General features: G+C 61.0%; 23 protein-coding genes and 1 pseudogene. 17 read left to right on the top strand and 7 right to left on the bottom strand.

Annotated elements, in window-relative coordinates; genetic code table 11:
* Positions 1 to 69: 69 nt before the first annotated feature.
* Complete coding sequence (locus tag BDI24065_RS14645) at positions 70 to 387, top strand: helix-turn-helix domain-containing protein (RefSeq protein WP_175031884.1); 318 nt, start codon at positions 70 to 72, stop codon at positions 385 to 387.
* 429 nt (positions 388 to 816) lie between these two features.
* On the opposite strand, the gene BDI24065_RS14640 is transcribed toward BDI24065_RS14645, so the two are convergent.
* Entirely contained in the window at positions 817 to 1116 is a 300-nt protein-coding gene (locus tag BDI24065_RS14640; protein ID WP_175031883.1) for an H-NS histone family protein, read from the bottom strand.
* A gap of 318 nt (positions 1117 to 1434) precedes the next feature.
* Here BDI24065_RS14640 and BDI24065_RS14635 point away from each other — a divergent pair, with 318 nt between their 5' ends.
* The 4 genes from BDI24065_RS14635 (at position 1435) to BDI24065_RS14620 (ending at position 4718) form a co-directional block, all read left to right on the top strand.
* On the top strand, positions 1435 to 2112 hold the full coding sequence (locus tag BDI24065_RS14635; protein ID WP_175031882.1) for a hypothetical protein: 678 nt from the start codon (positions 1435 to 1437) through the stop codon (positions 2110 to 2112).
* A 724-nt stretch (positions 2113 to 2836) separates the two neighbouring features.
* The gene (locus tag BDI24065_RS14630) at positions 2837 to 3301 is read left to right on the top strand and encodes a hypothetical protein (protein WP_175031881.1); all 465 of its coding nucleotides are present in this window, start codon (positions 2837 to 2839) and stop codon (positions 3299 to 3301) included.
* A 9-nt stretch (positions 3302 to 3310) separates the two neighbouring features.
* Positions 3311 to 4018: a P-loop NTPase gene (locus tag BDI24065_RS14625; RefSeq protein WP_175031880.1), complete on the top strand. Its 708-nt coding sequence runs from the start codon at positions 3311 to 3313 to the stop codon at positions 4016 to 4018.
* A 76-nt stretch (positions 4019 to 4094) separates the two neighbouring features.
* Complete coding sequence (locus BDI24065_RS14620; RefSeq protein ID WP_175031879.1) at positions 4095 to 4718, top strand: hypothetical protein; 624 nt, start codon at positions 4095 to 4097, stop codon at positions 4716 to 4718.
* A gap of 47 nt (positions 4719 to 4765) precedes the next feature.
* On the opposite strand, the gene BDI24065_RS14615 is transcribed toward BDI24065_RS14620, so the two are convergent.
* The 6 genes from BDI24065_RS14615 to BDI24065_RS14590 all read right to left on the bottom strand — a co-directional run bounded on the left by BDI24065_RS14615 (position 4766) and on the right by BDI24065_RS14590 (position 12214).
* A complete protein-coding gene (locus BDI24065_RS14615; RefSeq protein ID WP_175031878.1) occupies positions 4766 to 6967 on the bottom strand; it encodes a ParB/Srx family N-terminal domain-containing protein in 2202 nt (733 codons plus the stop codon).
* Between the two features lie 129 nt (positions 6968 to 7096).
* A complete protein-coding gene (locus BDI24065_RS14610; RefSeq protein WP_175031877.1) occupies positions 7097 to 7930 on the bottom strand; it encodes a DUF932 domain-containing protein in 834 nt (277 codons plus the stop codon).
* 586 nt (positions 7931 to 8516) lie between these two features.
* Positions 8517 to 9152, bottom strand: coding sequence for a hypothetical protein (locus BDI24065_RS14605; RefSeq protein ID WP_175031876.1), 636 nt, complete (start codon positions 9150 to 9152; stop codon positions 8517 to 8519).
* On the bottom strand, positions 9127 to 10299 hold the full coding sequence (locus BDI24065_RS14600; protein WP_175031875.1) for an XRE family transcriptional regulator: 1173 nt from the start codon (positions 10297 to 10299) through the stop codon (positions 9127 to 9129). The genes BDI24065_RS14605 and BDI24065_RS14600 overlap by 26 nt, the downstream gene beginning before the upstream one ends.
* Positions 10296 to 11654: a hypothetical protein gene (locus BDI24065_RS14595; protein WP_217481816.1), complete on the bottom strand. Its 1359-nt coding sequence runs from the start codon at positions 11652 to 11654 to the stop codon at positions 10296 to 10298. Before BDI24065_RS14595 ends, BDI24065_RS14600 begins: the two co-directional genes overlap by 4 nt.
* A 20-nt stretch (positions 11655 to 11674) precedes the next feature.
* On the bottom strand, positions 11675 to 12214 hold the full coding sequence (locus BDI24065_RS14590) for a hypothetical protein (protein ID WP_217473721.1): 540 nt from the start codon (positions 12212 to 12214) through the stop codon (positions 11675 to 11677).
* A 663-nt stretch (positions 12215 to 12877) separates the two neighbouring features.
* Between BDI24065_RS14590 and BDI24065_RS41035 the strand changes: the two are divergent.
* From BDI24065_RS41035 to BDI24065_RS14535, 12 genes and pseudogenes are all read left to right on the top strand, one after another.
* A pseudogene (locus tag BDI24065_RS41035) lies at positions 12878 to 13072 on the top strand (hypothetical protein); the annotation flags it as partial.
* The gene (locus tag BDI24065_RS14585; RefSeq protein WP_175031873.1) at positions 13063 to 13335 is read left to right on the top strand and encodes a hypothetical protein; all 273 of its coding nucleotides are present in this window, start codon (positions 13063 to 13065) and stop codon (positions 13333 to 13335) included. The pseudogene BDI24065_RS41035 and the gene BDI24065_RS14585, both read left to right, overlap by 10 nt.
* Positions 13325 to 13753, top strand: a complete 429-nt coding sequence (locus BDI24065_RS14580) for an NTF2 fold immunity protein (protein ID WP_368040780.1) — start codon at positions 13325 to 13327, stop codon at positions 13751 to 13753. The genes BDI24065_RS14585 and BDI24065_RS14580 overlap by 11 nt, the downstream gene beginning before the upstream one ends.
* A 402-nt stretch (positions 13754 to 14155) precedes the next feature.
* Positions 14156 to 14836, top strand: a complete 681-nt coding sequence (locus BDI24065_RS14575) for a hypothetical protein (protein ID WP_175031871.1) — start codon at positions 14156 to 14158, stop codon at positions 14834 to 14836.
* 31 nt (positions 14837 to 14867) lie between these two features.
* Positions 14868 to 15365: an Lrp/AsnC family transcriptional regulator gene (locus tag BDI24065_RS14570; RefSeq protein ID WP_174957603.1), complete on the top strand. Its 498-nt coding sequence runs from the start codon at positions 14868 to 14870 to the stop codon at positions 15363 to 15365.
* Between the two features lie 151 nt (positions 15366 to 15516).
* Entirely contained in the window at positions 15517 to 16596 is a 1080-nt protein-coding gene (locus tag BDI24065_RS14565) for a homoserine dehydrogenase (RefSeq protein ID WP_175031870.1), read from the top strand.
* Entirely contained in the window at positions 16593 to 18023 is a 1431-nt protein-coding gene (locus BDI24065_RS14560) for an aldehyde dehydrogenase family protein (RefSeq protein ID WP_175031869.1), read from the top strand. Before BDI24065_RS14565 ends, BDI24065_RS14560 begins: the two co-directional genes overlap by 4 nt.
* A gap of 82 nt (positions 18024 to 18105) precedes the next feature.
* Entirely contained in the window at positions 18106 to 18903 is a 798-nt protein-coding gene (locus tag BDI24065_RS14555) for an ABC transporter ATP-binding protein (RefSeq protein WP_175031868.1), read from the top strand.
* 31 nt (positions 18904 to 18934) lie between these two features.
* On the top strand, positions 18935 to 19714 hold the full coding sequence (locus tag BDI24065_RS14550; RefSeq protein ID WP_175031867.1) for a transporter substrate-binding domain-containing protein: 780 nt from the start codon (positions 18935 to 18937) through the stop codon (positions 19712 to 19714).
* A gap of 72 nt (positions 19715 to 19786) precedes the next feature.
* A complete protein-coding gene (locus tag BDI24065_RS14545; protein ID WP_175031866.1) occupies positions 19787 to 20464 on the top strand; it encodes an ABC transporter permease in 678 nt (225 codons plus the stop codon).
* A gap of 13 nt (positions 20465 to 20477) precedes the next feature.
* The gene (locus tag BDI24065_RS14540) at positions 20478 to 21173 is read left to right on the top strand and encodes an ABC transporter permease (protein ID WP_175031865.1); all 696 of its coding nucleotides are present in this window, start codon (positions 20478 to 20480) and stop codon (positions 21171 to 21173) included.
* 44 nt (positions 21174 to 21217) lie between these two features.
* The gene (locus tag BDI24065_RS14535) at positions 21218 to 22387 is read left to right on the top strand and encodes a trans-sulfuration enzyme family protein (RefSeq protein ID WP_175031864.1); all 1170 of its coding nucleotides are present in this window, start codon (positions 21218 to 21220) and stop codon (positions 22385 to 22387) included.
* Positions 22388 to 22474 lie beyond the last annotated feature (87 nt).

The raw sequence follows: 22474 nt of genomic DNA, 5'->3' as shown, positions 1-22474 counted from the left end.
AAGATCGTAGTATCTAACCAGGCTTTTTGCAACGATATTCGTAGCTTCGTTTGCTACGAGCTCCCATGAATGTCTGCTGCGCAATCTGTATTTGGAACGCGGCTAAAGGAGGCTCGCCTGAAGGCCGGGCTATCTCAGAAGCAGCTCGGGATCGAGGCGGGGCTGGATCCCTTTGTCGCCAGTACACGCATTAACCGCTACGAACTTGACATACACAAGGTGGAATACACCTTTGCTGTTCGTCTTGCGGAAGTGCTGCGTGTACCGGTCGCATTCTTTTACGCAGATGATGTGGAATTGGCTCGCCTGATTTTCGCGTTTGGCCGACTGCCGAATTCGCAGCGCAGCAAACTCGTGTCGCAGGCTGAGGCTTGGGCGGCCGAGTAGGGGGACTTGGCAGGGGCCAGCACCATTGTCCGGTTCGGGGGAGGTGGCTCAAACCGACCTGTTTTGTTCCGTCAAGGCGTGACGCCCATTGATGGATTGGATGCGCAAGCGATTGCGGTCGGCCGAGCTTCGTCACTGGATCCGCGGTTGGTCAATTGACCCGAGACGGATCGTGTAGCCGATTGCTTTACTCCGCCGTGGATCAAGCAGCCGCTGCATTCTGCTCGGATTCGAGGCGGCATCTGATGCCTCGTCATTGGACGCACTAAGCTGGGATGTAATGCATCGAAGTGATTGTTTCAATCGCCCGTTGAGGCTGGGAAGTTTGAGGTTGGACGATTCCCTGGCGCGCCATCCAATGCGGCCACATACTTGGCTGCCGGGAGAGCGATGCCTCTCCGCAGTCAGCCAAGTCGCGGGTGACGATGCTTACTCTTGAATCAGGAATCGATTCCGATTCTTGGCATCTTTGATCCATGACGGCGCGCGACCTCGGCCCGACCACGTAGCGCCGGTTTTCGGATCGCGATACTTCGCTTCCACCGGAGCCTTCGCCTGCGTGGCCGACCTGGCACGACGCGTGCCGAAAATATCCTTCTCAGTAACACCGTACGCGGCAACCTTGGCGCGGATGTCGTCGACGACAGCTTGGAACTCGGCTACGCGCGCGGCCTCGGTCTTCTCGGCCAAAGCGTCCATTTGAGCCTTCAGCTCCTTGTAACTCGCCATGTTGTCCTCCTCTGGTTGGAATGTGTGTACATGATAGCCGTTTTGACCTGCGGAAGATGGTGGATTGCACTCGAACGTACTCAGGGAAAATCGATAGGTACCTGGAGGAGTGCCGAACATGGTCGCATCGTCGAATGGGATGTTACACAAATTGAAATCGTCGGTGGATCAATTGAATGCGAGGCCGGCTGGGAATATTGTAGGGGCGACCCATGAGCAGTCAACCATAGTATAGACGGTGGATTTATTGAGTTCGATCGCAAGTTCGAGGTGTACAGCGACCAAGAGCCCATTGACGGAGCGGTGAGGCGAAGCTATGTGGCTGAACTAGCCGATCGTCAGTATCAGTTCGATTGGCTGTCCCTTCTAGCTCACAGGCTCGTTGTGGTGCTTGGCGAGCCAGGTAGTGGTGAGTCGGAAGAGTTGCGCTGCCAACATCGCCGCAATCCCAACAGCTTCTTCCCGAGGTTCGCGCAACGGGTTACTGAAGACGTTGAAACTATTATGTCGGACAGGGACCTTTCCAGCTTCCGGACGTGGAAAAGCTCAAGCCAATCTACGTTGTTCTTGCTGGATGCTGTTGATGAGTCAAAGCTCAAGCGGGATGACGACTTTCTCGTCGCACTCGACTGGCTCAGCGGAGCGCTCGCCTCAGCGCGCGAGAGGGCACGGCTGGTCGTCAGCTCTCGAATCAGAAAATGGTGGCCACAAACGGACTGTAGGGCAGTTCTACAGAGGTTTTCTGTCCCCAGCGATGGCGATAGGCCCACAACCGCCGCTGCCAAAATCTTGGTTGAGACAATTTTTCCGCTTAGGTCTCGCCAAGGTCGCTTATCTGAGGAAAGCAAGGGTGTGCGGGGTGCACAAGATTTTCTTGATGCTCTGGATCAGCACAATGCATGCCCGTTCCCGCCGCACGACAATGCCATCAATCGTGTGTTTGATTCGTTTGGAAAGGACGCGTTGTTAGCGCGGGAGTGGTCACTGCTTGCATAGTGACAAGCCGCTCAACTATGTGCTCGCTTGGGCTGTACCGTGCTACTGAAGGCGGTTGGTTTGTTTTGCAGACGGCGCCCCAAACCGGCGGTAGCCTATCCTGCGCTTCCTCATCTTTTGTCGTTTCATCTCGCCGTTCGCCAATTACCACTCGTGATACAGCGTGGTCATGCAGAAAGATGGAGCCGGGGTTGCAAAAAGACGCGTTCATAGCGCGCACGAAGGGCACGCGCCTCGCGCAACAAGACGATCCGCACGTAATCAAAAAAGCAGCGGATGGTACGGGTTGCGTTACGTCAATCCATAGATGCATGACGTTGGAAAACGAAGGGCTGCGAGCAACATGGACGATCGAGTTAGTGGTACATGTCACAGCAAAATCGACTAATTGAGCGCGTCACTGAATCAGCCGGAATGCAAACATAACGAGTAGGCGCCGACGCGAAACCGCAGCAAATCGCGTCGGCTGAATACAGGGGTTCGCTCCTCAAGCATCGCTCACGCGATCAGATACGTCCGACTCCGACTGTCTTCTGCTGCTTGAGGAATTGTCGATCGCGACTTCGTGTTGTTTCAGTGCGCCGATGAAAAATAATTTCCGATGCCGTGCAATTCCGGCCCATGCCCATGCGGTCCGACGCGCAAAATCCGGCTAGGTTTCGGGCATTGACGACCATCATTCCCCGCAGCAAGATGACATCAAGGCAGTGTGTCGAGGCGGATCATGCCGGTCGTAAAACACTTCACCCAAGCGCAATGGGACGCGGTAGCTCGCCGTCTCGACGCGCTGCCACCGAAGCCTGCGAACGAGCATCACGTCACTGTGCGTGACGCGGTGAACGCAATGCGGCTGCAGATTAGCGGCGCGCAGCAGAAGGGCTACACATTCGAAGAAATCGTTCGGCAGCTGGCGGAAGAGGGCGTCGACATCAGCGCCAGCACATTGCGCTATGCGATGCAACGCGTTGCGAAAGAACACAAGGCCGGGCGTGTGAAAAGAGCCGCCCCGCCGGAGCAGGATGGTGCGTCACCGCGAATCAATAAGCCGAAGCAAACGAGAGCGCCAACTGTCGATCAAGTAGAGAGTCGCGATCGCAAGGATAGTCGAAGTGCGGCGATCAACTCGGGGACCATGGTGATTCAGGACGCGTTTTCATTCGCGATCGCGCCGGACACCGAGAACCTGTAGAGGACGCATATGGTGACGACTTACCCTATCTATCTGGTGGGTGGCAGCAAGGGCGGTGTCGGCAAGAGCTTTGTTTCGCTCGCGCTGGCCGACTACCTCCAGCGCCGTGATCTCCCCGTCGCGCTGGTGGAAACCGATACGTCCAATCCCGACGTGATGAAAGCGATTCAGGACGAGGTACTCTGCATTGCCTATAGCCTGGATGAAGCCGATGGTTGGATCGGTCTGGTCAATTTCTGCGACGAACGCCGGGACGCGGCGATCGTCGTCAACACGGCGGCGCGCAGTCAGATGGGTGTTGCCCGCTTTGGCGCGACACTGGCCAGTACGCTCGGCGAACTGCGGCGTGAACTCGTCGTACTGTGGGTGATCAATCGGCAGCGTGACAGCTTGGAGCTGCTTCGCGCGTTCAGTCCGACATTTCCCGATGCAACAATCCATGTGGTTCGCAACGGCCATTTCGGTACGCCGGACAAGTTCTCGTTGTATCAGGCGTCGCAGCTCCGTAAAACGATCGAAGCACGGGGACGCACACTTGACTTCCCGGATCTGGCGGATCGCGTCGCGGATGAACTACGGAGTCAGCGGATGTCGATTCGCGCTGCGTCGGAAGCGATGCACATCGGCGAACGGGCGGAACTGCTGCGCTGGCGGTCGCTTTGCGACACGATGTTCTCGACCGTGATGGACAACGCCGGAACTGATGATGAGCCGTAGGCGGCCAGTCGAGCCACTGATCCGCCTGTTTCAGGAGGTGTCCGGCGAGGTCCCGGACGGGGCGAGTTTGGCTCGCATGCGCCGGGTGTCTGGCGTCCTGAACCTCCAGGACAACGACGCGCTCTGGTCCATCATCGCGGTACTTGAATACTACGCGCGCCTGTATGAGGCGATGCCGGAGCGTATTCGATGGGCGAGCGAGGGTAGTCTCGAAGCGGCGCGACGGGAGGTCGGCGGCGCGAACGATGCGTTGATGCAGCAACACCGCGACGCGCTGGAACGGTGCAAGGCGACGATCACATTGGCGGAGAGCCTGATTGAGGAACATGAGGCGCGGTACCGGGAAGCGTTGGCGAGTCTCAATGAGGCGACATTGACTGCGCTCGGCGCACGACTGGCCAGTCAGGTTGTGCGCTCGGCGGGCAATCGGATGATCGGTGCGGCGGCGGTCTCGGGGCGTGAGCAACGGAAGCGTCTGGATGAGGCGATCGGCACGTTCGGGCAAGCGGTCGACACGGCGGCAGTTGCGATGGAGCGGCGTTTTGCACGTGCCATGCGACGTTTATGGCTGGCGGGCGCGATCGCCCTCTGCTTGATGGTGCTGGTGACCGGTGGTTGGATGGACGGATGGTGGGGGCACCACCCGTCGGGTGTGGTGGGTCAAGCGGGGCACGGCAGGTCAGTAGACGGCAGGCTGTGAAGCGCACTGCCGTCTACTGTGTCGCGTCCTTGGATTAGGATCGACAGTTACGCGACGTCTGGGCCAGTTTGTGCCGCAGCTACCGATTCGGCGGTCGGGAAAGGCCACGGCGGCCGTTCGGTAGCCCCGACGGAAGGCTCGGCATCGTGAGGCGTGTGGTTGATGCGGTTGCCGTCATTCCCGGCTTCCTCATCGACCTCAACATCCTCTGCATCGTTGTCACCCTCGTCGTCGTTGCGGTCGGCCCATGAGTGTGATGCCGGAACGTCGCGATCGGTGACGATTTCCGGGAGCCATGCGATCTTCGCGAGGCGCAGTTCTGCCGCGGCTGCGGCGTCACCCTTTTTCATCTTGCCGAGATCGGCCGCGACGTTGGGAGAGACCGCGCCGGACACGACTTCCGCGATGCGCGCCTTGCTGACATGGTCGAAGTACGCCGTGCGCGTTGGCGTCCAGTAGCGGGCCATATCGAGACTCAGTGAGTCGGCCAGCGCGTTGATCGCGTGTGGCGCTTCCGATGTCGCGATACCGTCGAGCAGGGTGCCTGTGCAAAACGCGAGCAGGTCCAGCAGGGTCGTATGCGCATCCTGCCTGAGCAACCATTGCAGCAGATCGGCACCGTTCGCGGGTAGCGCACCGATCCAGCGCGTGCGCTGTGTCTCGATCGTGTTCCACGCCGGGCTGACAGGTAGGTCGTCCGCCGCGCGAAGAAGATTCTCGTGATTCTTGTTTCCAGAGAGCGCCAGATAGCGTGATGCGGCGGCGTGACCGTAGTGCTCGGGTAGCGCTTGCGGAACCAAGTGCTGCAATAGGGCCGCGAGTGCCACGGTAGGCTGGACGATCAGTTCGGCGTGGACCGCAGCAGTGCGATGAGCGGTGAGCCGCTGGCAGAGCGCCGCGCTGTGGATCGGCTTGACCTTGGCTGGTGCGTCTGCCGTGTTCGGCGAGTTGACCTCGGATGAACCGGTCACGGTCGCGCCTGCTGCGTCGAACGCCGCACTGTTCTCGTGTCGCACGAGGCCGCGCTCGATGACGAGTTCGCCCTGCGAGCCGACAATCACGAGCGCGCCTGCTTCCGCCATCTGCGGTGCGTTCCACACGACGGCACGGCTCTCAATCGCGCGGATCGCGGCTTCTACTTGCCCGATTTCAGCGTCGAGGCGTTCCGCTTCCTCATCGGCATTGTCGTCATCCTCTTGTAGCGCGTCGAGTTTGTCGGTCAGTTCGTCGCACTGCGTGGTGAGCGTATCGAGTTCGCGCTGCTCGTCGTCGGTATACGGACGCTGACCCGGGTGCAGTCGGCCGTAACGGTTCAGCTCCAGCACGTCGCGCTCGATGCGCGTTTCAGTCCAGCCCCAGCCTTCCGCGCGCACCGTCTCGGCGGCTGCGTCGAGCTTCTGCGCGGCGAGGCGCTGCAGCAGGTCGGCATCGGCAATATAGCCAGCGTGCTCGTCATCGCTGAAGAGATCGCGGCGCACATAACCGCCCGCTGCCTCATAGGCGGCGAGGCCGACGAAGTGCACGAGACGACTGCGGCTCGCATCGATCTCGGCGTGAGTGATCGCCTGCCGCAGATAGTGCGGCTGACGCTGCCATTCGTTGGCTTCGAGCCACAGGTGTTCCTGCGTATCGTGATCATCCGCCAACGCGAGCGCGGCAAGCTGGTCGAGCATGATCGCGTCCTCGCGCAGCAGCGCTAGCAGCTTCGGCGACACATTGGCCAGTTTCATGCGCCGTTTGACGGTGATGGGTGAGGCGGAAAAGAGCGCGGCAATGTAGTCGACGCTACGGCCTTCATTAGCCAGCATCCGGTAGGCTCGCAATACGTCGAATGGGTCGAGGCCTTCGCGCTCGCTGTTCTCGATCAGCGATATGGCGAGTGCTTCTCCTTCGCTGACGATTCGAACCGGTACCGGATAGTTGGCGGCGATGTACTTCTGCTCGAACAGCAGGTCGAGCGCGGCTTCGCGCCGCTGGCCCGCGCAAACGCCATATTTGCGGTGTTTCCCGCGTGTGCCTTTGATCTCATGAACCACGAGGTTTTGCAGCAATCCTTTGGCGCGGACATTGGCGGCCAGTCCGGCGATGCCGGATAGCTGCTTGGTGCGCACGTTCAGCGGCGAGCGTTGGAGGCTGGAATACGACACGGTCACGATCGGCTGCTCGTTGCCGAAGTTCGTTTCGAGCAAGGCGGCAGGCTCCGTAGCGTCAACGGCGGCTGTGGAGGTTTCAACAGATTGGGCTTGCATGATCGACTCCTTAAAATAGGAAGGAAGATGCCGGGCCAGTAAGGAGCGGATGCGTCACGACGTGACCCGACGGGCGTCATGGCGCAAAGCCGGGCAGCAGGGCGACGCGGGTGCGTCGCCCCGAAGCCGTCACACTTTCAACTGGCGCATGGCGTCCGCGAGCATCCACAGCGCGCGGTTGAGCTTCACGTTCTGATCGATGCCGGTGATGGGGCGTGTGGACATCGCACGGCCCGAGCGCGACCGGCCATGCAGCCCGCCCTTGGTCAGGTTCTCCTGCACGCGGTTAAAGACAGTCCAGAGGTCGTCGCGGCGGTCCTCGAACCGGCGCGGGGCCAGCAACTGGCTTTCGCTGATGGGAGCCGGGGCGTCGGCCTCGGTCGGGTCGTAGCGCAGCATGAGCGCGGAGCGGGCGAACGCCTGTTGTTCGTCACGGTCGAGCGTCATCGCGCGCATACCGTCCTTCTGTTCGCGGATCAAGTCGAACTCGTCGAGCACGTCGAACGCACCGTTGATCACGTTCTGAGCGACGTTGCCCTTGTGCGGGACGCGGATATCGGCGATGTTCTCGCCGGCGACCATGCCGTTCTGGCACACAAAGCGAAACGTGCCAGCCAGCATCTGGTAGCTGCTGGTGCCGTCGTGCGAGTTCAGCAGCACGATTTCGTCGGCCTCTTCACCGGTGATCTGATCGGTATGACGTAGGCGGAGCATATGTTTGGTGAATTCACGCTTACCGGAATCGCGCACGCGGGTCTGGCAGATCATGAATGGCTGAAAGCCTTCGTTGCGCAGGCCGCGTAGCACTTCGATGGTGGGAATGTAGGTGTAGCGCTCGGAGCGGCTTTCGTGCTTGCCGTCCGCGAAAATGGAGGGGGCAACGCGGCGAATCTGATCGTCCGACAGCGGCGAATCGGCGCGCAGCATCGGGGAGCCGTAACGGAAAGAGGAAGCGAGTTGCATGGCAATCTCCACAGTCAAGGTTGAGGACCTGAACCGGGCGAAGGGATGTGACTTGCCGTTGCGGCCGGACACCTCCCGGTGGAACTCGGGGTTGGCGTTGCTGCCGCCAGGCTCCCGGATTCCCGCCCGTGCGACTGGAGGAGTCGATAGCGGGCAGGCGTCAAGGAAAGAGGCGAGGGAGGGGTGCGGGCAACACGGTCCCGAGCCCCTTGATGCCTGTCCGCTATCGGCTACGGTCGCGGGTCAAGGGCGGGAAACTGGGAGCCGGGTGCATGCTTATGCCGCGGGTTGAGCGGATCTTGGGGGAAACTGCGCGAATCGGAATTGTCCAACTAAGACCCGGACGGAAATTGGGCTAGCGTCACGAGTCGCTGATTTATGCGTGAGCCAATGCCAGAGTATTGATCAAATCGGCCCAATTCTTCGGTAACTCACGATGCTTGTCTAATAGCGGCGCGCGGCTGTAGACCCGAAAAATGATTTGCCCTGGTAGGCAGGTCAGTCTGAACTTGACGATGTCGAGTACACCTCAGCGCTCGCAATCACATTTCCAGAAATGACAGTCTCTATGAAGATTTGTGCACATTCATACTAACGGACCACGTACGGCGAGCTTGCGTTTTGCATGTCGCCTCAACGTCGAGCAAGCTTGAACATTCTCTTGTCCGATGAGCTGAGAGACCCAATCGAACTGGCGCTCCTGAACCTGCATTCTTGCGAAGCGAAGCGCGCGAAACATCGCTTCAGCCAATACCTGAGTTCCCAACCGTGTTTGCACGGGGGCATAGGCGAGAATGTCAACGGTCGTGGCAAGACGTAGTGACGCGAAACGCTCAGTGGCAATTCGTGTCGCTTTTTTCTCATCGATCGCAGCAGTAAAACCGTTACTGTGCGCAAAGGCGAGGGTCGCGGCTTCGCCGTCGTCGAGCGATTCTGATACCGACCCGCCAACCAGTTCAAAGAAACTTTCTGACGCGGGTCCCTCTAGTTTTTCAACGCGTAGATGTCGATCGAGTATCAGTAGTTCCAACTGCGCGGCTTCTGGCCGACCGTCTAGGGATCCTTTCTGGATTTCCTGAACGACATTGTCGGTCACCACGATTGGGGTGCCGAGCGCATGCAGGATTGAGTTGGAGTGGCCTGTCGCCAGCAAGTTGATGACCACACTGGCGTCCAGCACGAGCTCTGAATCTTTGTTAGTGATGCAACTTGAAAAGATCATCCGCCTCGTCCTCTTCCGCCGCAGCCTCGTCGAGCAACTCTCGAACGCGTTGCCGATCAAGTTTCAGCATTTCCGCCATTTGACCTTCGCTAATCAAATCCTTCTTCCAGGCGTCTATCGCCAACAAATAGAGCCTGGATGATTGTGGGTTGTCAACGTTGGTATCGTACTCAGTCGCCCCGAGGACTTGCCGGACCTGTTCATCGGTAATGCCACCATTATCCTTGAACCAGTCCCACGTTCCCTTCTTGGTCAGGCCTAGTTCTTCTAGTCTGATGACAATAGCTTGCCGAGATACTCCGAAGTAGTTAGCGAGGAGAATCACATGTCGACGCGTAAGGTGAGTTGCCCCCGTAGTCAATTCCTTAAATTTTTCCATCACTGCCCGCGTTGGCGTGAGGAATGCCCGTCCGAAAGCATTAGCGTAGCGCTCTTCGCGCGAATTGTCGTGGATTTCATCCTGGTAGACCTCGGGTCGCCGGCGAGTCGCTATGAAGTGCCCCAATTCGTGTCCACCCGTTTGCGTTTGGCGGTCCCTCCGATGGTTCGCATTAATCAGCACGCATGCTCCGACGGCATCGTCATAAGCAAATAAGCCCGATACTGACGATGCAAGCTTTCGACTATAAATTCGGATGCCGAGCTGAAGCTCCATAAGTGCGAACAAGTTTTGGATCGGTCCTTCTCCCAGACCCAGCCAATGTCTTAGGATTTGCGCATCGTGTTCTGCTTGGGCCCGGACGTCTCCAGGCATTATCGATTTTTCTGCAGGATAATTTCGCTGGCGTTGAATGCCGAGAACGCTTTCAAGCTCAACTTCGGATCGCACAAGATCGTTTAAGGTGCGTGCGGCCTGCTCGATTCCCTCGCTTGCCGTCGCGGGGAGCGACCGAAAACGAGGAATGAGATCAACATGGACGGCTTCGCGTCGAAGTAGCGAATTTACCGATATGCCGTAATGGCGACAAAGCGCCTGCAGCTCGTCAATTCGAGCAGTACGTTGACCTTTCTCGATAGCTACGAGAGTAGTGCGAGCAACGCCAGCGGCTTTCGCTCCAGCATCTTGAGTAAGATTCGCGGTTTCCCGTGCTATTTTTAATCTTTCACCAAGTTCCACTGGGCTTAGTTCTTGAGTTGACCTGGTCATGATGCTATATCCATCCATTTCCTGACGAACGATTGGGGTCCGAGATCGTTCGTGAATGCCGACCACTCCTTTGCATGCTGATCCAGAAGTCGGTCCAGCTTCTGGGAAACGCTTTCCAGAGGTTCACAGAGCGCCCCGGATAGGTCGCTCATTGCTCTGCGTCTGACCAAATCGTAAGTTGCAAAATCTCGAATTGCTGCGAAGTGATCGAAATGAAGAGTCCCGGCTATCGCATACTCGCGAAGAGCCTTAGTAATGTGATTAAACCCTGCCGCCGCGCCCGCTTCGAACGTAGGAGAGTTGAGCTTCTCCCACACGTAGTTGTCTGGAGGTTCAGACAGGTTGGCAGCGTGAACACTTAACCGGCGTAACAGGCAGGCTGCACAAATTCCACATTGACGTCTCGAATTTGAGACAGACACCTGTCTGGCGTTTTGCCAGCAAGAGCGGATTTCCAGCCAGTCTGCAGAGTCGCCATACGCATCGACGAATTCGCGCAGCGTCTCCCCTTTGGTCTTCCAGATTCTCGGAAAATGATAGTGGAGTCGATGCCCGAACAGCGCGTAAACAAATTTCTCCATCAGGACAGTAAAGACAGGGTAGTTCCGGTAATCGGCGTAGCCTTGTCCAACCGGTAACATTGCTGGGGCGAGGGCGCCTTGACCACTTTCCGGAACGATCGCCGTGGGCGCATCTATAAGATATGCTGCAATAGCAGCGATCAGGCTAAATTTGAAGCCACGAGTTCTCGCGCTGTTTTCAGCATTGTCATTGTCCAACTTGACTTCATATGGCAACGCCGCAAACGGTGCTATCAGTCGTTTCTTCTTGGGTACATCATGCCATTTGGTACCGACGCGAACGCGAACCAACCGATTACCAAGCCGTCGATGTTCCAATCCATACACGGCGCGTGAATCCATTCCTTCGCTGTAAGCAATGACGGCCTCGGCATTAGACGGAAACTCCAATCGATTTTGGGCTGGAAGAACTGCCTTCGCCTTGCGGGCGCGAAAATGAAAATGCCAATCGTCGCCGGTGAGAAAATTTAGGGCATTGGTGAGTGCAACAGACGCGGAGCGATCCAGCCACCTCGCGGGGTCGTGAACAGGGATGTGCACGTGAAAGCGTCGGCCCCAGTTCATGCTGCTGCGAGCAAGGCTGCGGTCACAAAACTCGACTGCTGCCGCAACCACGAGCGCATCATAGACTACAGGCTGCCAGTTCGTCGATGAAAACGTCTCCAGAACTCCGGTGTCAAAGCTGATGTTCCTTTCCAGCCTGCAGGCAAGCGTTCCTCTGCGTGGTCGTGCGTTTATTTCGACGATGTCGACAGCTAGTTCTTTGAGTTCCATGAATTGCGGCTTCATGCTCATCACAATGGTACCCCGTCGCCCAGCTCGGACCGCTTCCTCAGCGTGGACTTGTGGGCCGTCTCTGGTGCCACGAGGGCCAAGCCTAGCTGCTTTTCTGACATCCCTGAAATCGCGGTGTACAGCCGCACTCCCAGATCGTTGGCGCGCCGCATATTGGATTTTCTGAGGTAGTGCTCCTCAATCTGACGCGTGTTTGCGATACCTCGTTCCTTGGCAGCAAAGCCTATCGCCTCAAGGAACGCGTCCTCGTCCAGACGGCCGCTGTTCACGACATAAACGCCCCAAGCAACCGCGTTTAGTCCAAATACGGACCCGGCCGCCAAGGTTCTTGCTTCTTCAAGTTGCCGAAGCGCGATTTCCGGTAGGCCCAAGGAATTGTCGCGCCCCGTGAAGACGTCCTTGAGCGCTTTGATCACTGAGTAATCGACTTCTTTTCTGAAGTCGCGCGCGAGCGCGTGCTTTGCGGCGTCCGTTACCTGTTCGAGGTCGTAGGTCGACTGATCTCCGCGCTTGGCAAGTTCCTTCCAGGCCTTTCGCATTGGCAGACTTCTATGTGGTCCGTCGCTCATCGCACGCCTCCAGGTTTGTCAGAATTAAATTCCAAAAATCCGACATTGTCAATATTCTGTGGTGAGCGTATGCTTGTAGCACTGCAGTGCGACGAAGGAACGCAGGAATGCCCGAAACTGATGCGCGCTTTTGGGCCGACGGAACATGCCCCGCGGCGCTTGCGGCTTCGGCAACGCGGCAAAGTTCATCTCTTTTTGGATACCGTGAAATCGGGCCTTAAGCCATGCCAGAAGTTACCCTGCATCACTTTCATCGTGCCGCCGCAGACATTGGCGAGCGAGGCGACAACGACACGTTGCCGTTCGATGTCGACTCGCGTTGCGGCAACTGATGGCATCGAAGCAACGAGTAGTTCGGATGCTGGCGAGAACGCTGCCGACTTTCCGCGCTCGCCAGATATGGGCTTTGTCGCGTCCGCTTCTTAGTGTTTTTTTAGTGTTCGGACTGGGGTAAGGGAAGTTTAATTTTAGGGGCCGGAGCACAAAGCCCTGCTGGCATTGCCTCGGGACACAGGCGCGATTCAAAGTTAAATGAATTGTGAAGATTGGGGTGTTTCGCGAGGGGGCGGTGGAATCCGGCGGAGGGCCGACTGGCAGGGGGGACGAGCTCGACAACGTGACCGTGAGTGCGCGCTGCCGCACGAGCAGAAGCTACGGATGCTGTGTTACGGCTCTGGCTACGTCCACCAGACTCGATGTGGCGATCAAATGCCGGGCGACTTCGAGCGCGACGATCTGCATCGCGAGGTCATGCGCACGCAGGGGCGATTGACCGAGCGTTCTGCCTATGATCCGCCTGGTCGGAAGAAGGTCTGGCAGTGGGGCGGTTCATCAATCGGTATCCGGTCGGGTTGCCGGGTGGAGACAATCCGTATCGATACGCGTCGAATCCGATCGGCTGGATCGATTCGTGGGGATGGTGTGTTACACCTGCGGGTTCCCGCGGGGCCGCAGGTCAGCCGCTGCATGCAACCGCGACAACGACTGTCAAGGATCTCGGCACGGGTACCGTCACGAAGGTATATAAAAATGGCCAGCAAATCATGGGCGACAACATTTTTCAAAAAATAAAGGTTGAGGATGATGGGTGATGGTTTTGAGCATGCACGAAGCGCGCTGAGGTCATTTATGTTGAAAATGAATCGATGGGAGAGGGACTTTTATCAAAAGAAGCGTAGTGCCTTGGACGGTGGCCTTGATGTAACTTCCATCGACGAGCGCGCGCGGACGCATCTTTTGGAAATCCTGGAGCAGTGGGCGTTTCAGGATAAAACGAATCAAGGTCGTTTAATTGACCTGGGTTGTTCGGATCCGCCAACGTACGATCCTGAAACTGATGTTGAAGATAGTGTGGAGTCAAGTGGTGGAGAAGTGGTTTTTACTTTTCACCAGGCAGTTGGTTTGTTGACCGTATTCCGTTTCACCATGAAAAGAAGTGGCGAAGAATGGAAAATCAAGAAGAAGGAGTTTTTCAACTATAAGGAAAAGTGGCATCGGTCAGCGCTGTAACCGCGCTGTTCGACCTGCTTCTCGGGTCGAGCCTTGTCAAGACAAGCACATATCCTGATGTGCGTCCTTGCAATCCGGGTGGGCGGGGTTGCCCGGCGCGAACGAGCAAGTTCGTCCGATTCGTCCGGCACCACGGTGAAGAAATCGCGAACGCGAACAAGACGACGGGCAACGTGCACAAATACGACCGTGCCTTTCGGCGTTACGCCGACACCCCGCACATCACGACGCCATTCCTCCATGATCGGCAAACTTTCGACGATTTTCGTCGAGAAACCTGGAAAGTGGGATTTTTTCGGTCGCAACGAGGCGATATGATTTCTCCAGCCCCAATATTCGTCAGCCGCCCATGAAGTGCGCCAGCATCGCTCTGACGCGGCACCGCAAGCACGAGAGAGTTGTATGCCGGACACGCCATTCGTCATCGCCGAACACGCCCGCAGGAGAGCCGCTCAGGTCCGGTCCGGCGACGTCCCCGCCGCGTTGCAGGACGGCCCCAAGTGGGTGTGTCGGATCGTGCCGGATCAGGAGCCGCGGTGCGGCGCCGAACACCGGTCGGCTGCGAGCATGGCCGGCATGCTCGGCCGGCTGAGGCCGGCGAACGTCCCGTTGACGGACCCGGTCGCGAGCGCCGACGGCTGGCTGGCGCGTTCTTCGACCGACAGGGGCGGCCGGTGTCGAGCCTATGCGCACGTCGGCGCGGACCGGATACTCGAGATGGTTGGAATGCCGGCGGTCGGCCCGTGGCTCGACGAGCGCGACACCTGGTGGCCCGGCGCGTACGAACTGCCGCTGCTCGAGCAGTTGTCCGCGAGCGGATCACCGCTGCGCGACCTGCTTGGCGCGGCCGCATCCGCCCATCTGCTGATGAGCCTGACCGAAGTCGACGGCACCGCGCTCGTGACCGAATCGGACGACGGCATCGAGCGTCCGTTCCGTATTCCCGCGGGCGTGGATACGATCCATTTCGCCCCCGTATGCATCCGCGGTCCGGCGGCGCAGTGGCGCGAAACGCTCGTCACCGCGTTCGACCGCGTCCGGCATCTGGTCGGGCTCAGATCGACCCGCCCGTTCTATCTTTGACGCAAGCCCCCATTCTCCGGCAAGCCACGCCATGACCGATCCACTCGACACCTTCGACCGCAAGATCCTGAATATCGTCCAGCGCGATTGCACCGCGACTGCGGATGCCATCGCCGAACGGATCGGCCTGTCCACGTCCGCCGTGCAGAAGCGGCTGAAGCGCATGCGCACCGAAAAGATCATCTCGGCGGAAATCGCGGTGGTCGATCGCGCGGCCGTCGGCCGGCCGATGACGTTCATCGCGGCGATCGAGATCGAGCGCGAAAACTACGAGACGGTCGCCCGGTTCCGCGAGTGGTCGAAGGCGCACGATGAAATCCAGCAGATTTACTACGTGACCGGCTCCGTCGACCTGATCGCGATCATCACCGCACCCGACGTCGAGGCATACGACCGGTTGTCCGCGCGGATCATGCAGAGCAATCCGATGATTCGCCGGATCAACACGAATGTCGTGCTGAGCGCGGTCAAGGTCGGGTTGTTCGTGCCGGTCGACAAGGACGGCGACGACGCCCCGTCCACGGCCTGACGAGGGTGGTTCGCGCGGCGACGGCCGATCCGTCCGTTCCGCGTGACAAACCGCAACGCGTGACTGCCCGAATCGGTCGAAACGCATAATTTGTCGATCAGTTCGCATAACTAACATGTTTCCTGTAGTCAATGAACAGGAGGTGATCGAGATGGAACTCAAACTGGCATTGGTCGGCTTCGGCGGAGTCAATCAGGGACTGGTCGAACTGCTCAAGAAGAAACGCGCGCTGCTGGATGCATCGGGACTCGACGTGTCGGTGACGATGGTCGCCGATCTGCGGCTCGGGATCGCGACGAATCCTCGCGGCATCGCGCTGGATGTCCTCGACGAAACCGCCCGGCGGGGTGTCGACGCCGAAGCGCTCCGTCGCGATCCCGGCACGCTGGTGTCGCCGGACGTCGGTCTCGAGGCTGTGCTGAAGGCCATTGCGTCGGAGCACGTGGATGTCGTCGTCGAGGCGACCTTCACCGACCCGAACACCGGTGAGCCGGCACTGTCGCATTGCCGTACCGCCCTCGAATGCGGCAAGCACGTGATCACGACCAACAAGGGGCCGATCGCGCTCGCTCAGCCGGCGCTGGCTCGGATCGCCGCGCAATCGGGCGCGTGCGTGATGTACGAGGGCACGGTGATGAGCGGCACGCCGGTGCTGCGGCAGCTGGCGACGTCGCTGCGCGGCTGCGACGTCAACGGCTTCGCCGGCATCCTGAACGGTACGTCGAACTACGTGCTCGGCGAGGTCGAGGCCGGCGCGAGCTTCGATGCGGCGATCCGGGATGCGCAGCAGCGCGGCTATGCGGAGGCGAACCCCGCAGCCGACGTCAATGGGTCGGACGTGCAGCTGAAGGTCGTGATTCTGGCGAACGCGCTGTGGAACGCCGGCCTCACGCGTGGCGATGTGACGTGCCGCGGCATCGTGGAGCTGACCGAGCAGGACGTGCGCGCGGCGGCGGCGGAGCGCATGTCCTGGCGGTTGATCGGCTCGGCCGTCCGCCATCCGGACGGCACCGTGACCGCGAGCGTCGAGCCGCGCAAGCTGCCGGCCGGCCATCCGTTGCTTGCCGCGAGCGGCGTGACGAATGCGATCACGTTCGACACCGACGTGCTCGGCGGCGTGACGATCAGCGGGCCCGGTGCGGGGCGCGAGGAAACGGCGTTCGCGATCCTGTCCGACCTGATCGAACTCGCCGACAGGATCGGCGCCGTGCCGCACGAGGTGGCCGCATGAGCGCGCGCGATGCGGTGCTGACCGGCTGCACGGGGGCCGGCGTGGCCGATGTCCGGTCGCCGTATGACGGCGCGATCGTCGGCCAGGTTCGGCTGTCGCCCGTCGATGCGGCACCGGTCCTCGTCGAGCGCGCGCTCGAAGGGGCGCATGCGGCCGCGGCCATGCCGCGCAGCCGGCGGGCCGACATCCTGTTTCGCGCAGCAGCGATCGTGGAGGCGCGCACGGAGACGTTCGCACGCACGATCGCGCTCGAAGCGGGCAAGCCGTTGCGGCAGGCCCGCAAGGAAGTCGCACGCTGCGTGAACACGCTGCGCCTGTCGGGCGAGGAGGCGAAACGGCTGACCGGCGAGACGATCCCGTTCGACGGCTATCCCGGTTCCGAAGATCGCAGCGGCTACTACACGCTGGAGCCGCTCGGCGTGATTCTCGCGATCACGCCGTTCAACGACCCGCTGAACCTCGTTGCACACAAGCTCGGGCCGGCGATGGCGACCGGCAATGCGCTGATCCTGAAGCCCTCGCTGCTTGCGCCGCTGTCCGCGCAGGCGCTCGTCGAGGTTCTGTGGGAAGCCGGTGCGCCGCGCGACGCGCTGCAGATCGTGCACGGCGGCGCGGATATCGCGTCCGCGCTGGTGCGCGACCGGCGGATCCGGATGGTGACCTTTACCGGGGGGCCGGAGACCGGCGAGGCCATCACGCGCCAGGCGGGCCTCAAGAAGATCGCGATGGACCTCGGCGGAAATGCGCCGGTGATCGTGATGGCCGACTGCGACCTGAAGGATGCCGCCGAAGCATGCGTGTCGGGCGCGTTCTGGGCGGCGGGACAGAACTGCATCGGCACGCAGCGGATCTTCGTCGCCGAGGCCGCGTACGAGCCGTTCGTCCGTTACTTCGTCGAGCTGACCGGCAAGATGGTCGTGGGCGATCCACTGGACGACGCGACCGACATGGGGCCGATGATCGGCGAGGAACAGGCGGCCCGCATCGAACACTGGGTCGACGACGCGGTCGCCGGCGGTGCGACGGTGTTGAGCGGCCATCGGCGGCGCGGTGCGCTGTACGAACCGACGGTGCTCGTGGATGTGCCGCGCGACGCGCGCGTATGGACCGACGAGGTATTCGCGCCGGTCGTGACGATCGAGAAATTCACCGACCTGGAGCAGGCGCTCGACGCGGCCAATGCGTCGGAGAGCTGCCTGCATGCAGGCGTGTTTACCAACCGCCTGGAGGTGGCGCTCGGCGCGGCGGAGCGGCTGCAGGCGGGCGGCGTGATGATCAACGATTCGTCCGACTACCGCTTCGACGGCATGCCGTTCGGCGGCTTCAAGCATGGGTCGCTGGGCCGCGAAGGGGTCCGGTTCGCGATGACGGAAATGACGCAGCCGAAGGTGGTCTGCTTCAGGCGCAACCGGCGGCTGTCGAGCTGATGCGCGAGCGCCGGCACATGACGGGCCGGCGCGGCGCGAACCGGAGCGGTGTGTGTGCAACGTAGCGGAGAAGGAGTCGAGGATGCCAGCAGCAATTCCTGCATGCAAGCCGGCGGTGGACGCGCTGGTGGTCGAGGATATTCACAAGTCGTTCGGCGGTGTCGAGGTGCTGAAGGGCATCTCGCTGACCGCGCGGAATCATGAGGTCGTGTCGATCCTCGGCAGCAGCGGGTCGGGCAAGAGTACGTTCCTCAGGTGCATCAACTTGCTGGAAATGCCCGACCGTGGCCGGATCTGCGTGAACGGCGAAACGCTCGCGCTGAAGCCGGCGGGCCGCGACGGCGCGCTTGTCGCCGCCGACGCGCAGCAGGTGATGCGCGTGCGCCGCAAGCTCGCGATGGTGTTCCAGCAGTTCAATCTCTGGGCGCACATGACGGTGCTGCAGAACGTGATGTTCGTGCCGCTGCGCGTGTTGGGCGTACCGAAGCGCGACGCACGCGACAAGGCGATCGCGATGCTCGAACGGGTCGGGCTCGCCGGCAAGTGCGAGCACTATCCGAACCAGCTGTCGGGCGGCCAGCAGCAGCGCGTGGCGATTGCACGCGCACTCGCGACCGATCCCGACGTGATGCTGTTCGACGAGCCGACGTCGGCGCTCGATCCCGAGCTCGTCGGCGAAGTATTGAAAGTGATGCGCTCGCTGGCCGACGAGGGGCGCACGATGCTCGTCGTCACGCACGAGATGGGCTTTGCGCGCGAAGTCGCGAACCGCGTCGTGTTCGTCCACCAGGGACGAATCGAGGAGGACGGCAGTCCCGACGAGGTGTTCGCGAGCCAGAAATCGCCGCGCTTCCAGAAGTTTCTGTCCAGCATCATCTGATGCGGATTCAATGCCAACCGGAGGGGAAATCATGAAGAAGCTGCTTCAGTCGCTGTGCGTGGGCGCGGCACTGCTCGGATCGGTCGCGCATGCCGAGCAGGTCGTGCGGATCGGCACGCTCGCCGATTACGCGCCGTTCGAATACAAGGATGCGTCCGGCAAGCTGCAGGGCATGGAGATCGACATCGGCAAGAAGATGTGCGACACGATGAAGGTCAGGTGCCAGTGGGTGACGATGGATTTCGATGCGCTGATCCCGGCGCTCAAGGCGAAGCAGATCGATGCGGTGCTCGCGCAAATGTCGAAGACGCCGGAGCGCGAGCAGTCGGTGGATTTCACGCGGATCTTCACGACGGCACCCGTGCAGCTCGTCGCGAAGCAGGGCTCGGGTATCGCGGATGGCGCGGCCGCGCTGCGCGGCAAGACGATCGGCGTTCAGACCGCGTCGACCCACGAATCCTATCTGCGCCGCCGCCTGCCGGCGAGCAAGTCGGGGATCAACGTGAAGGTCTATCAGACGCTCGACGAGGCCTGGCTCGACCTGGAGGCCGGGCGCGTCGATGCCGTGCTTGCCGACAACACGGTCGCGTACGACTGGCTGACGAAGGCCGGCAGGAAGGAAGGTTTCGACTTCGTCGGCAAGCCGATCGCCGATGCGGAGATCTTCGGCGACGGTACGGCGATCGCGGTACGCAAGGGCGACGCGCCGCTGAAGGCGCTGTTCGACAAGGGGATCGCGCAGGTGCAGGCGGATGGCACGTTCGCCGCCGCCAACAAGCGCTATTTCCCGTTCAGCATCGCGCCGCAATAGCCGCGCATCGGGACCGCGCGGCCGCCGCACGGCGGCCTGCACGATCCGGGCCTCACAAGGAGCGATATCACGATGGACATTCTGGTGAACTACGGCGCGCAGATCGCGGCGGGTGCGCTCGTCACGCTGGAACTCGCGCTCGCCGCGCTGTGCGTCGGCATGCTGCTCGGCATCGCTGGCGCATCGGCAAAACTGTCGGGCGTGGGCTGGCTCAGGCATGCGACCTATGCGCTGACCAATTTCCTGCGCGGCATTCCCGAGTTCCTGATTCTGCTGATCTGCTATTTCGGGCTGTCGCGTCTGCTCAACACGCAATTCGATGGCGCCTTTGCCGTGAGCCCTTTCTCGGCCGGCGTGATCGCACTCGCCGTGGTGTTCGGCGCCTATTCGTCGGAGATGTTCCGCGGTGCATTCATCGCGGTGCCGGCCGGACAGATCGAGGCCGCGCGCGCGTACGGGATGACACGCCTGCAGACACTGTGGCACGTGCGCCTGCCGCAGGCGTGGCGCATCTGCCTGCCGAGCCTGAACAACATGTGGCAGAACCTGCTGAAGGACACGTCGCTGGTATCGATCGTCGGGCTCGAGGACATGCTGCGCAAGGCCAACATCGCCGCGCAGTTCACCAAGCAGCCATTCGTTTTTTACGTGACGGTCGGTATCGTCTACTTCGGCTTTCTCGCCGCTTCAAACCCCGTATTCGCGTGGCTCGAGCGCATCGCGGGCCGTGGTTACGCACAACGCACCTGACGAGGGCCATGCGATGAACGACTTCCTTTCCCTCATCGAGCAGTCCGGCCCGGACGTCGCGCGCGGTGTATGGATCACGCTGCAACTGCTGGTGCTGTCATGCACGTTCGCGTTCGCGCTCGCGGTACCGCTTGCCGTCGCGCGCACATCGGAGCGCCGGTGGCTGTCGGCACCGAGCCGCCTGTTCATGTCGGTGTTTCGCGGCACGCCGCTGCTGGTGCAGATTTTCGTGCTGTATTACGGGCTCGCGCAGTTCTCGATCGTGCGTGCGTCGCCGCTGTGGCTGCTGGTCGGCGGATCGTTCTCGTGCGCATTGTGCGCGCTGACGCTCAACCTCGCGGCCTATATGGCGGAAGACATTCGTGGCGGCATAGCCGGCGTGCCCGCCGGCGAGAAGGAAGCCGCACTCGCGTTCGGGATGAGCCGCTTCATGCTGACCTGGTTCGTGGTCGTCCCGCGCGCGATCGGCATCGTTGCGCCGACGCTCGGCAACGAGATCGTGCTGCAGCTCAAGTCGACCGCGCTCGCCAGCACGATCACTGTGCTCGACCTGACCGGTGTCGCGCGGCGCATCTCCATCGAAACCTATACGACCGACGCGCTGATGCTGGCCGGCATCGTGTACGTCGGTATCACGGCAGTGCTTTCGACCGTGCTCAAAAGCGTCGAAGGTCGGCTGAATCGCCATCTGGGCAACGTGCGTGCCTGACGGCACCGCGTAGACACGACACAACGAACGATCCGGAGAACGAAATGGGATACAGGCTTGAAACGCTCGCGCTGGCCGCGGACCGCGACGTGACCGACGAGAAGACGGTCGCGCCGGCGATCCACTATTCGGCCGTGTTCAAGGCGGCCGGCAGCGAGGAATTCGCGGAGATGTCGAGCGTGCCGCAGCATCCGCGCAACTACACGCGCTACGGCAATCCGGTTCACGAGCGGGTCAAGGCGATCATGGCGGAGCTCGAGGGCACCGAGACCGCGCTCGTCACCGCGTCCGGCATGGGCGCGATCGCGACCGCGATCCTCAGTGTCGTGCAGGCCGGCGATCACGTGATCGGCCAGACGCGCCATTACATGAGCACGACGAAAATGCTCGACGACATGCTGCGCCGGTTCGGCGTCGAGGTGACGTTCGTCGACCAGACCGACGCGGCCGCGTTCGATCGTGCGATCCGGCCGAACACGCGGCTGATCGTGCTCGAATCGCCGGTCAATCCGCTGCTGCTCGTGACCGACATCGCCGCGGTGACCGAAGTTGCCAGGGCGCGCGGCATCCTGACACTCGCGGACAACACGTTCGCGTCGCCGGTCAACCAGCAGCCGCACCGGCTCGGTGTCGACATCGTCGTGCACAGCGCGACCAAGTATCTCGGCGGCCATCACGACCTGACCGGCGGCGTGATCTGCACGAGCCGCGCGATCGCCGAGCAGATCTGGCATACGCACATCACGCTCGGCTCGGTGCTGTCGCCGATGGACGCGTGGCTGCTGCTGCGCGGGCTGCGCACGCTGCCGATGCGCGTCGAGCGGATCAACGCGAACGCCCAGGCGCTCGCCGAGTTTCTCGAGGCGCACGCGAAGATCGAGCGCGTGTTCTACCCGGGCCTGCGCAGCCATCCGCAGCATGAACTCGCGTGCCGGCAGATGCGCGGCTTCGGCGGCGTGGTCGCGTTCGGCGTGCGGGGCGGCTATGGCGAAGCGCAGCGCTTCGTCGAGGCGCTGCGCTTGCCGCTGAACGCGGGCAATCTCGGCGGCGTCGATTCGCTCGCGATCCATACGGCATCCATGTGGGCGGGCACGATGTCGGCGGAACAAATGCGCGCGGCCGACATCCCGCTCAACTTCATCCGTTATTCGGTCGGCATCGAGCATGTCGACGACCTGAAAGCCGATCTCGCGCAGGCGCTCGAGCAGATCTGACACGGACCGGCGCACGCGGTCGTTCGACCCATCGGGCGGGCTGCGCCGGCCTTTGAATCGATCCGGGCGCGAGCGGCCCGGATTGCA

It is taken from the genome of Burkholderia lata (assembly GCF_902499025.1).
Taxonomy (GTDB): domain Bacteria; phylum Pseudomonadota; class Gammaproteobacteria; order Burkholderiales; family Burkholderiaceae; genus Burkholderia; species Burkholderia lata_C.
This window is presented reverse-complemented; position numbering and strand designations above follow the sequence as displayed.

Coding starts and splice junctions, on each gene's coding strand:
- BDI24065_RS14645 (WP_175031884.1), top strand. CDS start 70: ATGTCTGCTGCGCAATCTGTATTTGGAACGCGGCTAAAGGAGGCTCGC.
- BDI24065_RS14640 (WP_175031883.1), bottom strand. CDS start 1,116: ATGGCGAGTTACAAGGAGCTGAAGGCTCAAATGGACGCTTTGGCCGAG.
- BDI24065_RS14630 (WP_175031881.1), top strand. CDS start 2,837: ATGCCGGTCGTAAAACACTTCACCCAAGCGCAATGGGACGCGGTAGCT.
- BDI24065_RS14625 (WP_175031880.1), top strand. CDS start 3,311: ATGGTGACGACTTACCCTATCTATCTGGTGGGTGGCAGCAAGGGCGGT.
- BDI24065_RS14620 (WP_175031879.1), top strand. CDS start 4,095: ATGCGCCGGGTGTCTGGCGTCCTGAACCTCCAGGACAACGACGCGCTC.
- BDI24065_RS14615 (WP_175031878.1), bottom strand. CDS start 6,967: ATGCAAGCCCAATCTGTTGAAACCTCCACAGCCGCCGTTGACGCTACG.
- BDI24065_RS14610 (WP_175031877.1), bottom strand. CDS start 7,930: ATGCAACTCGCTTCCTCTTTCCGTTACGGCTCCCCGATGCTGCGCGCC.
- BDI24065_RS14605 (WP_175031876.1), bottom strand. CDS start 9,152: ATGATCTTTTCAAGTTGCATCACTAACAAAGATTCAGAGCTCGTGCTG.
- BDI24065_RS14600 (WP_175031875.1), bottom strand. CDS start 10,299: ATGACCAGGTCAACTCAAGAACTAAGCCCAGTGGAACTTGGTGAAAGA.
- BDI24065_RS14595 (WP_217481816.1), bottom strand. CDS start 11,654: ATGGAACTCAAAGAACTAGCTGTCGACATCGTCGAAATAAACGCACGA.
- BDI24065_RS14590 (WP_217473721.1), bottom strand. CDS start 12,214: ATGCGAAAGGCCTGGAAGGAACTTGCCAAGCGCGGAGATCAGTCGACC.
- BDI24065_RS14580 (WP_368040780.1), top strand. CDS start 13,325: ATGATGGGTGATGGTTTTGAGCATGCACGAAGCGCGCTGAGGTCATTT.
- BDI24065_RS14575 (WP_175031871.1), top strand. CDS start 14,156: ATGCCGGACACGCCATTCGTCATCGCCGAACACGCCCGCAGGAGAGCC.
- BDI24065_RS14570 (WP_174957603.1), top strand. CDS start 14,868: ATGACCGATCCACTCGACACCTTCGACCGCAAGATCCTGAATATCGTC.
- BDI24065_RS14565 (WP_175031870.1), top strand. CDS start 15,517: ATGGAACTCAAACTGGCATTGGTCGGCTTCGGCGGAGTCAATCAGGGA.
- BDI24065_RS14560 (WP_175031869.1), top strand. CDS start 16,593: ATGAGCGCGCGCGATGCGGTGCTGACCGGCTGCACGGGGGCCGGCGTG.
- BDI24065_RS14555 (WP_175031868.1), top strand. CDS start 18,106: ATGCCAGCAGCAATTCCTGCATGCAAGCCGGCGGTGGACGCGCTGGTG.
- BDI24065_RS14550 (WP_175031867.1), top strand. CDS start 18,935: ATGAAGAAGCTGCTTCAGTCGCTGTGCGTGGGCGCGGCACTGCTCGGA.
- BDI24065_RS14545 (WP_175031866.1), top strand. CDS start 19,787: ATGGACATTCTGGTGAACTACGGCGCGCAGATCGCGGCGGGTGCGCTC.
- BDI24065_RS14540 (WP_175031865.1), top strand. CDS start 20,478: ATGAACGACTTCCTTTCCCTCATCGAGCAGTCCGGCCCGGACGTCGCG.
- BDI24065_RS14535 (WP_175031864.1), top strand. CDS start 21,218: ATGGGATACAGGCTTGAAACGCTCGCGCTGGCCGCGGACCGCGACGTG.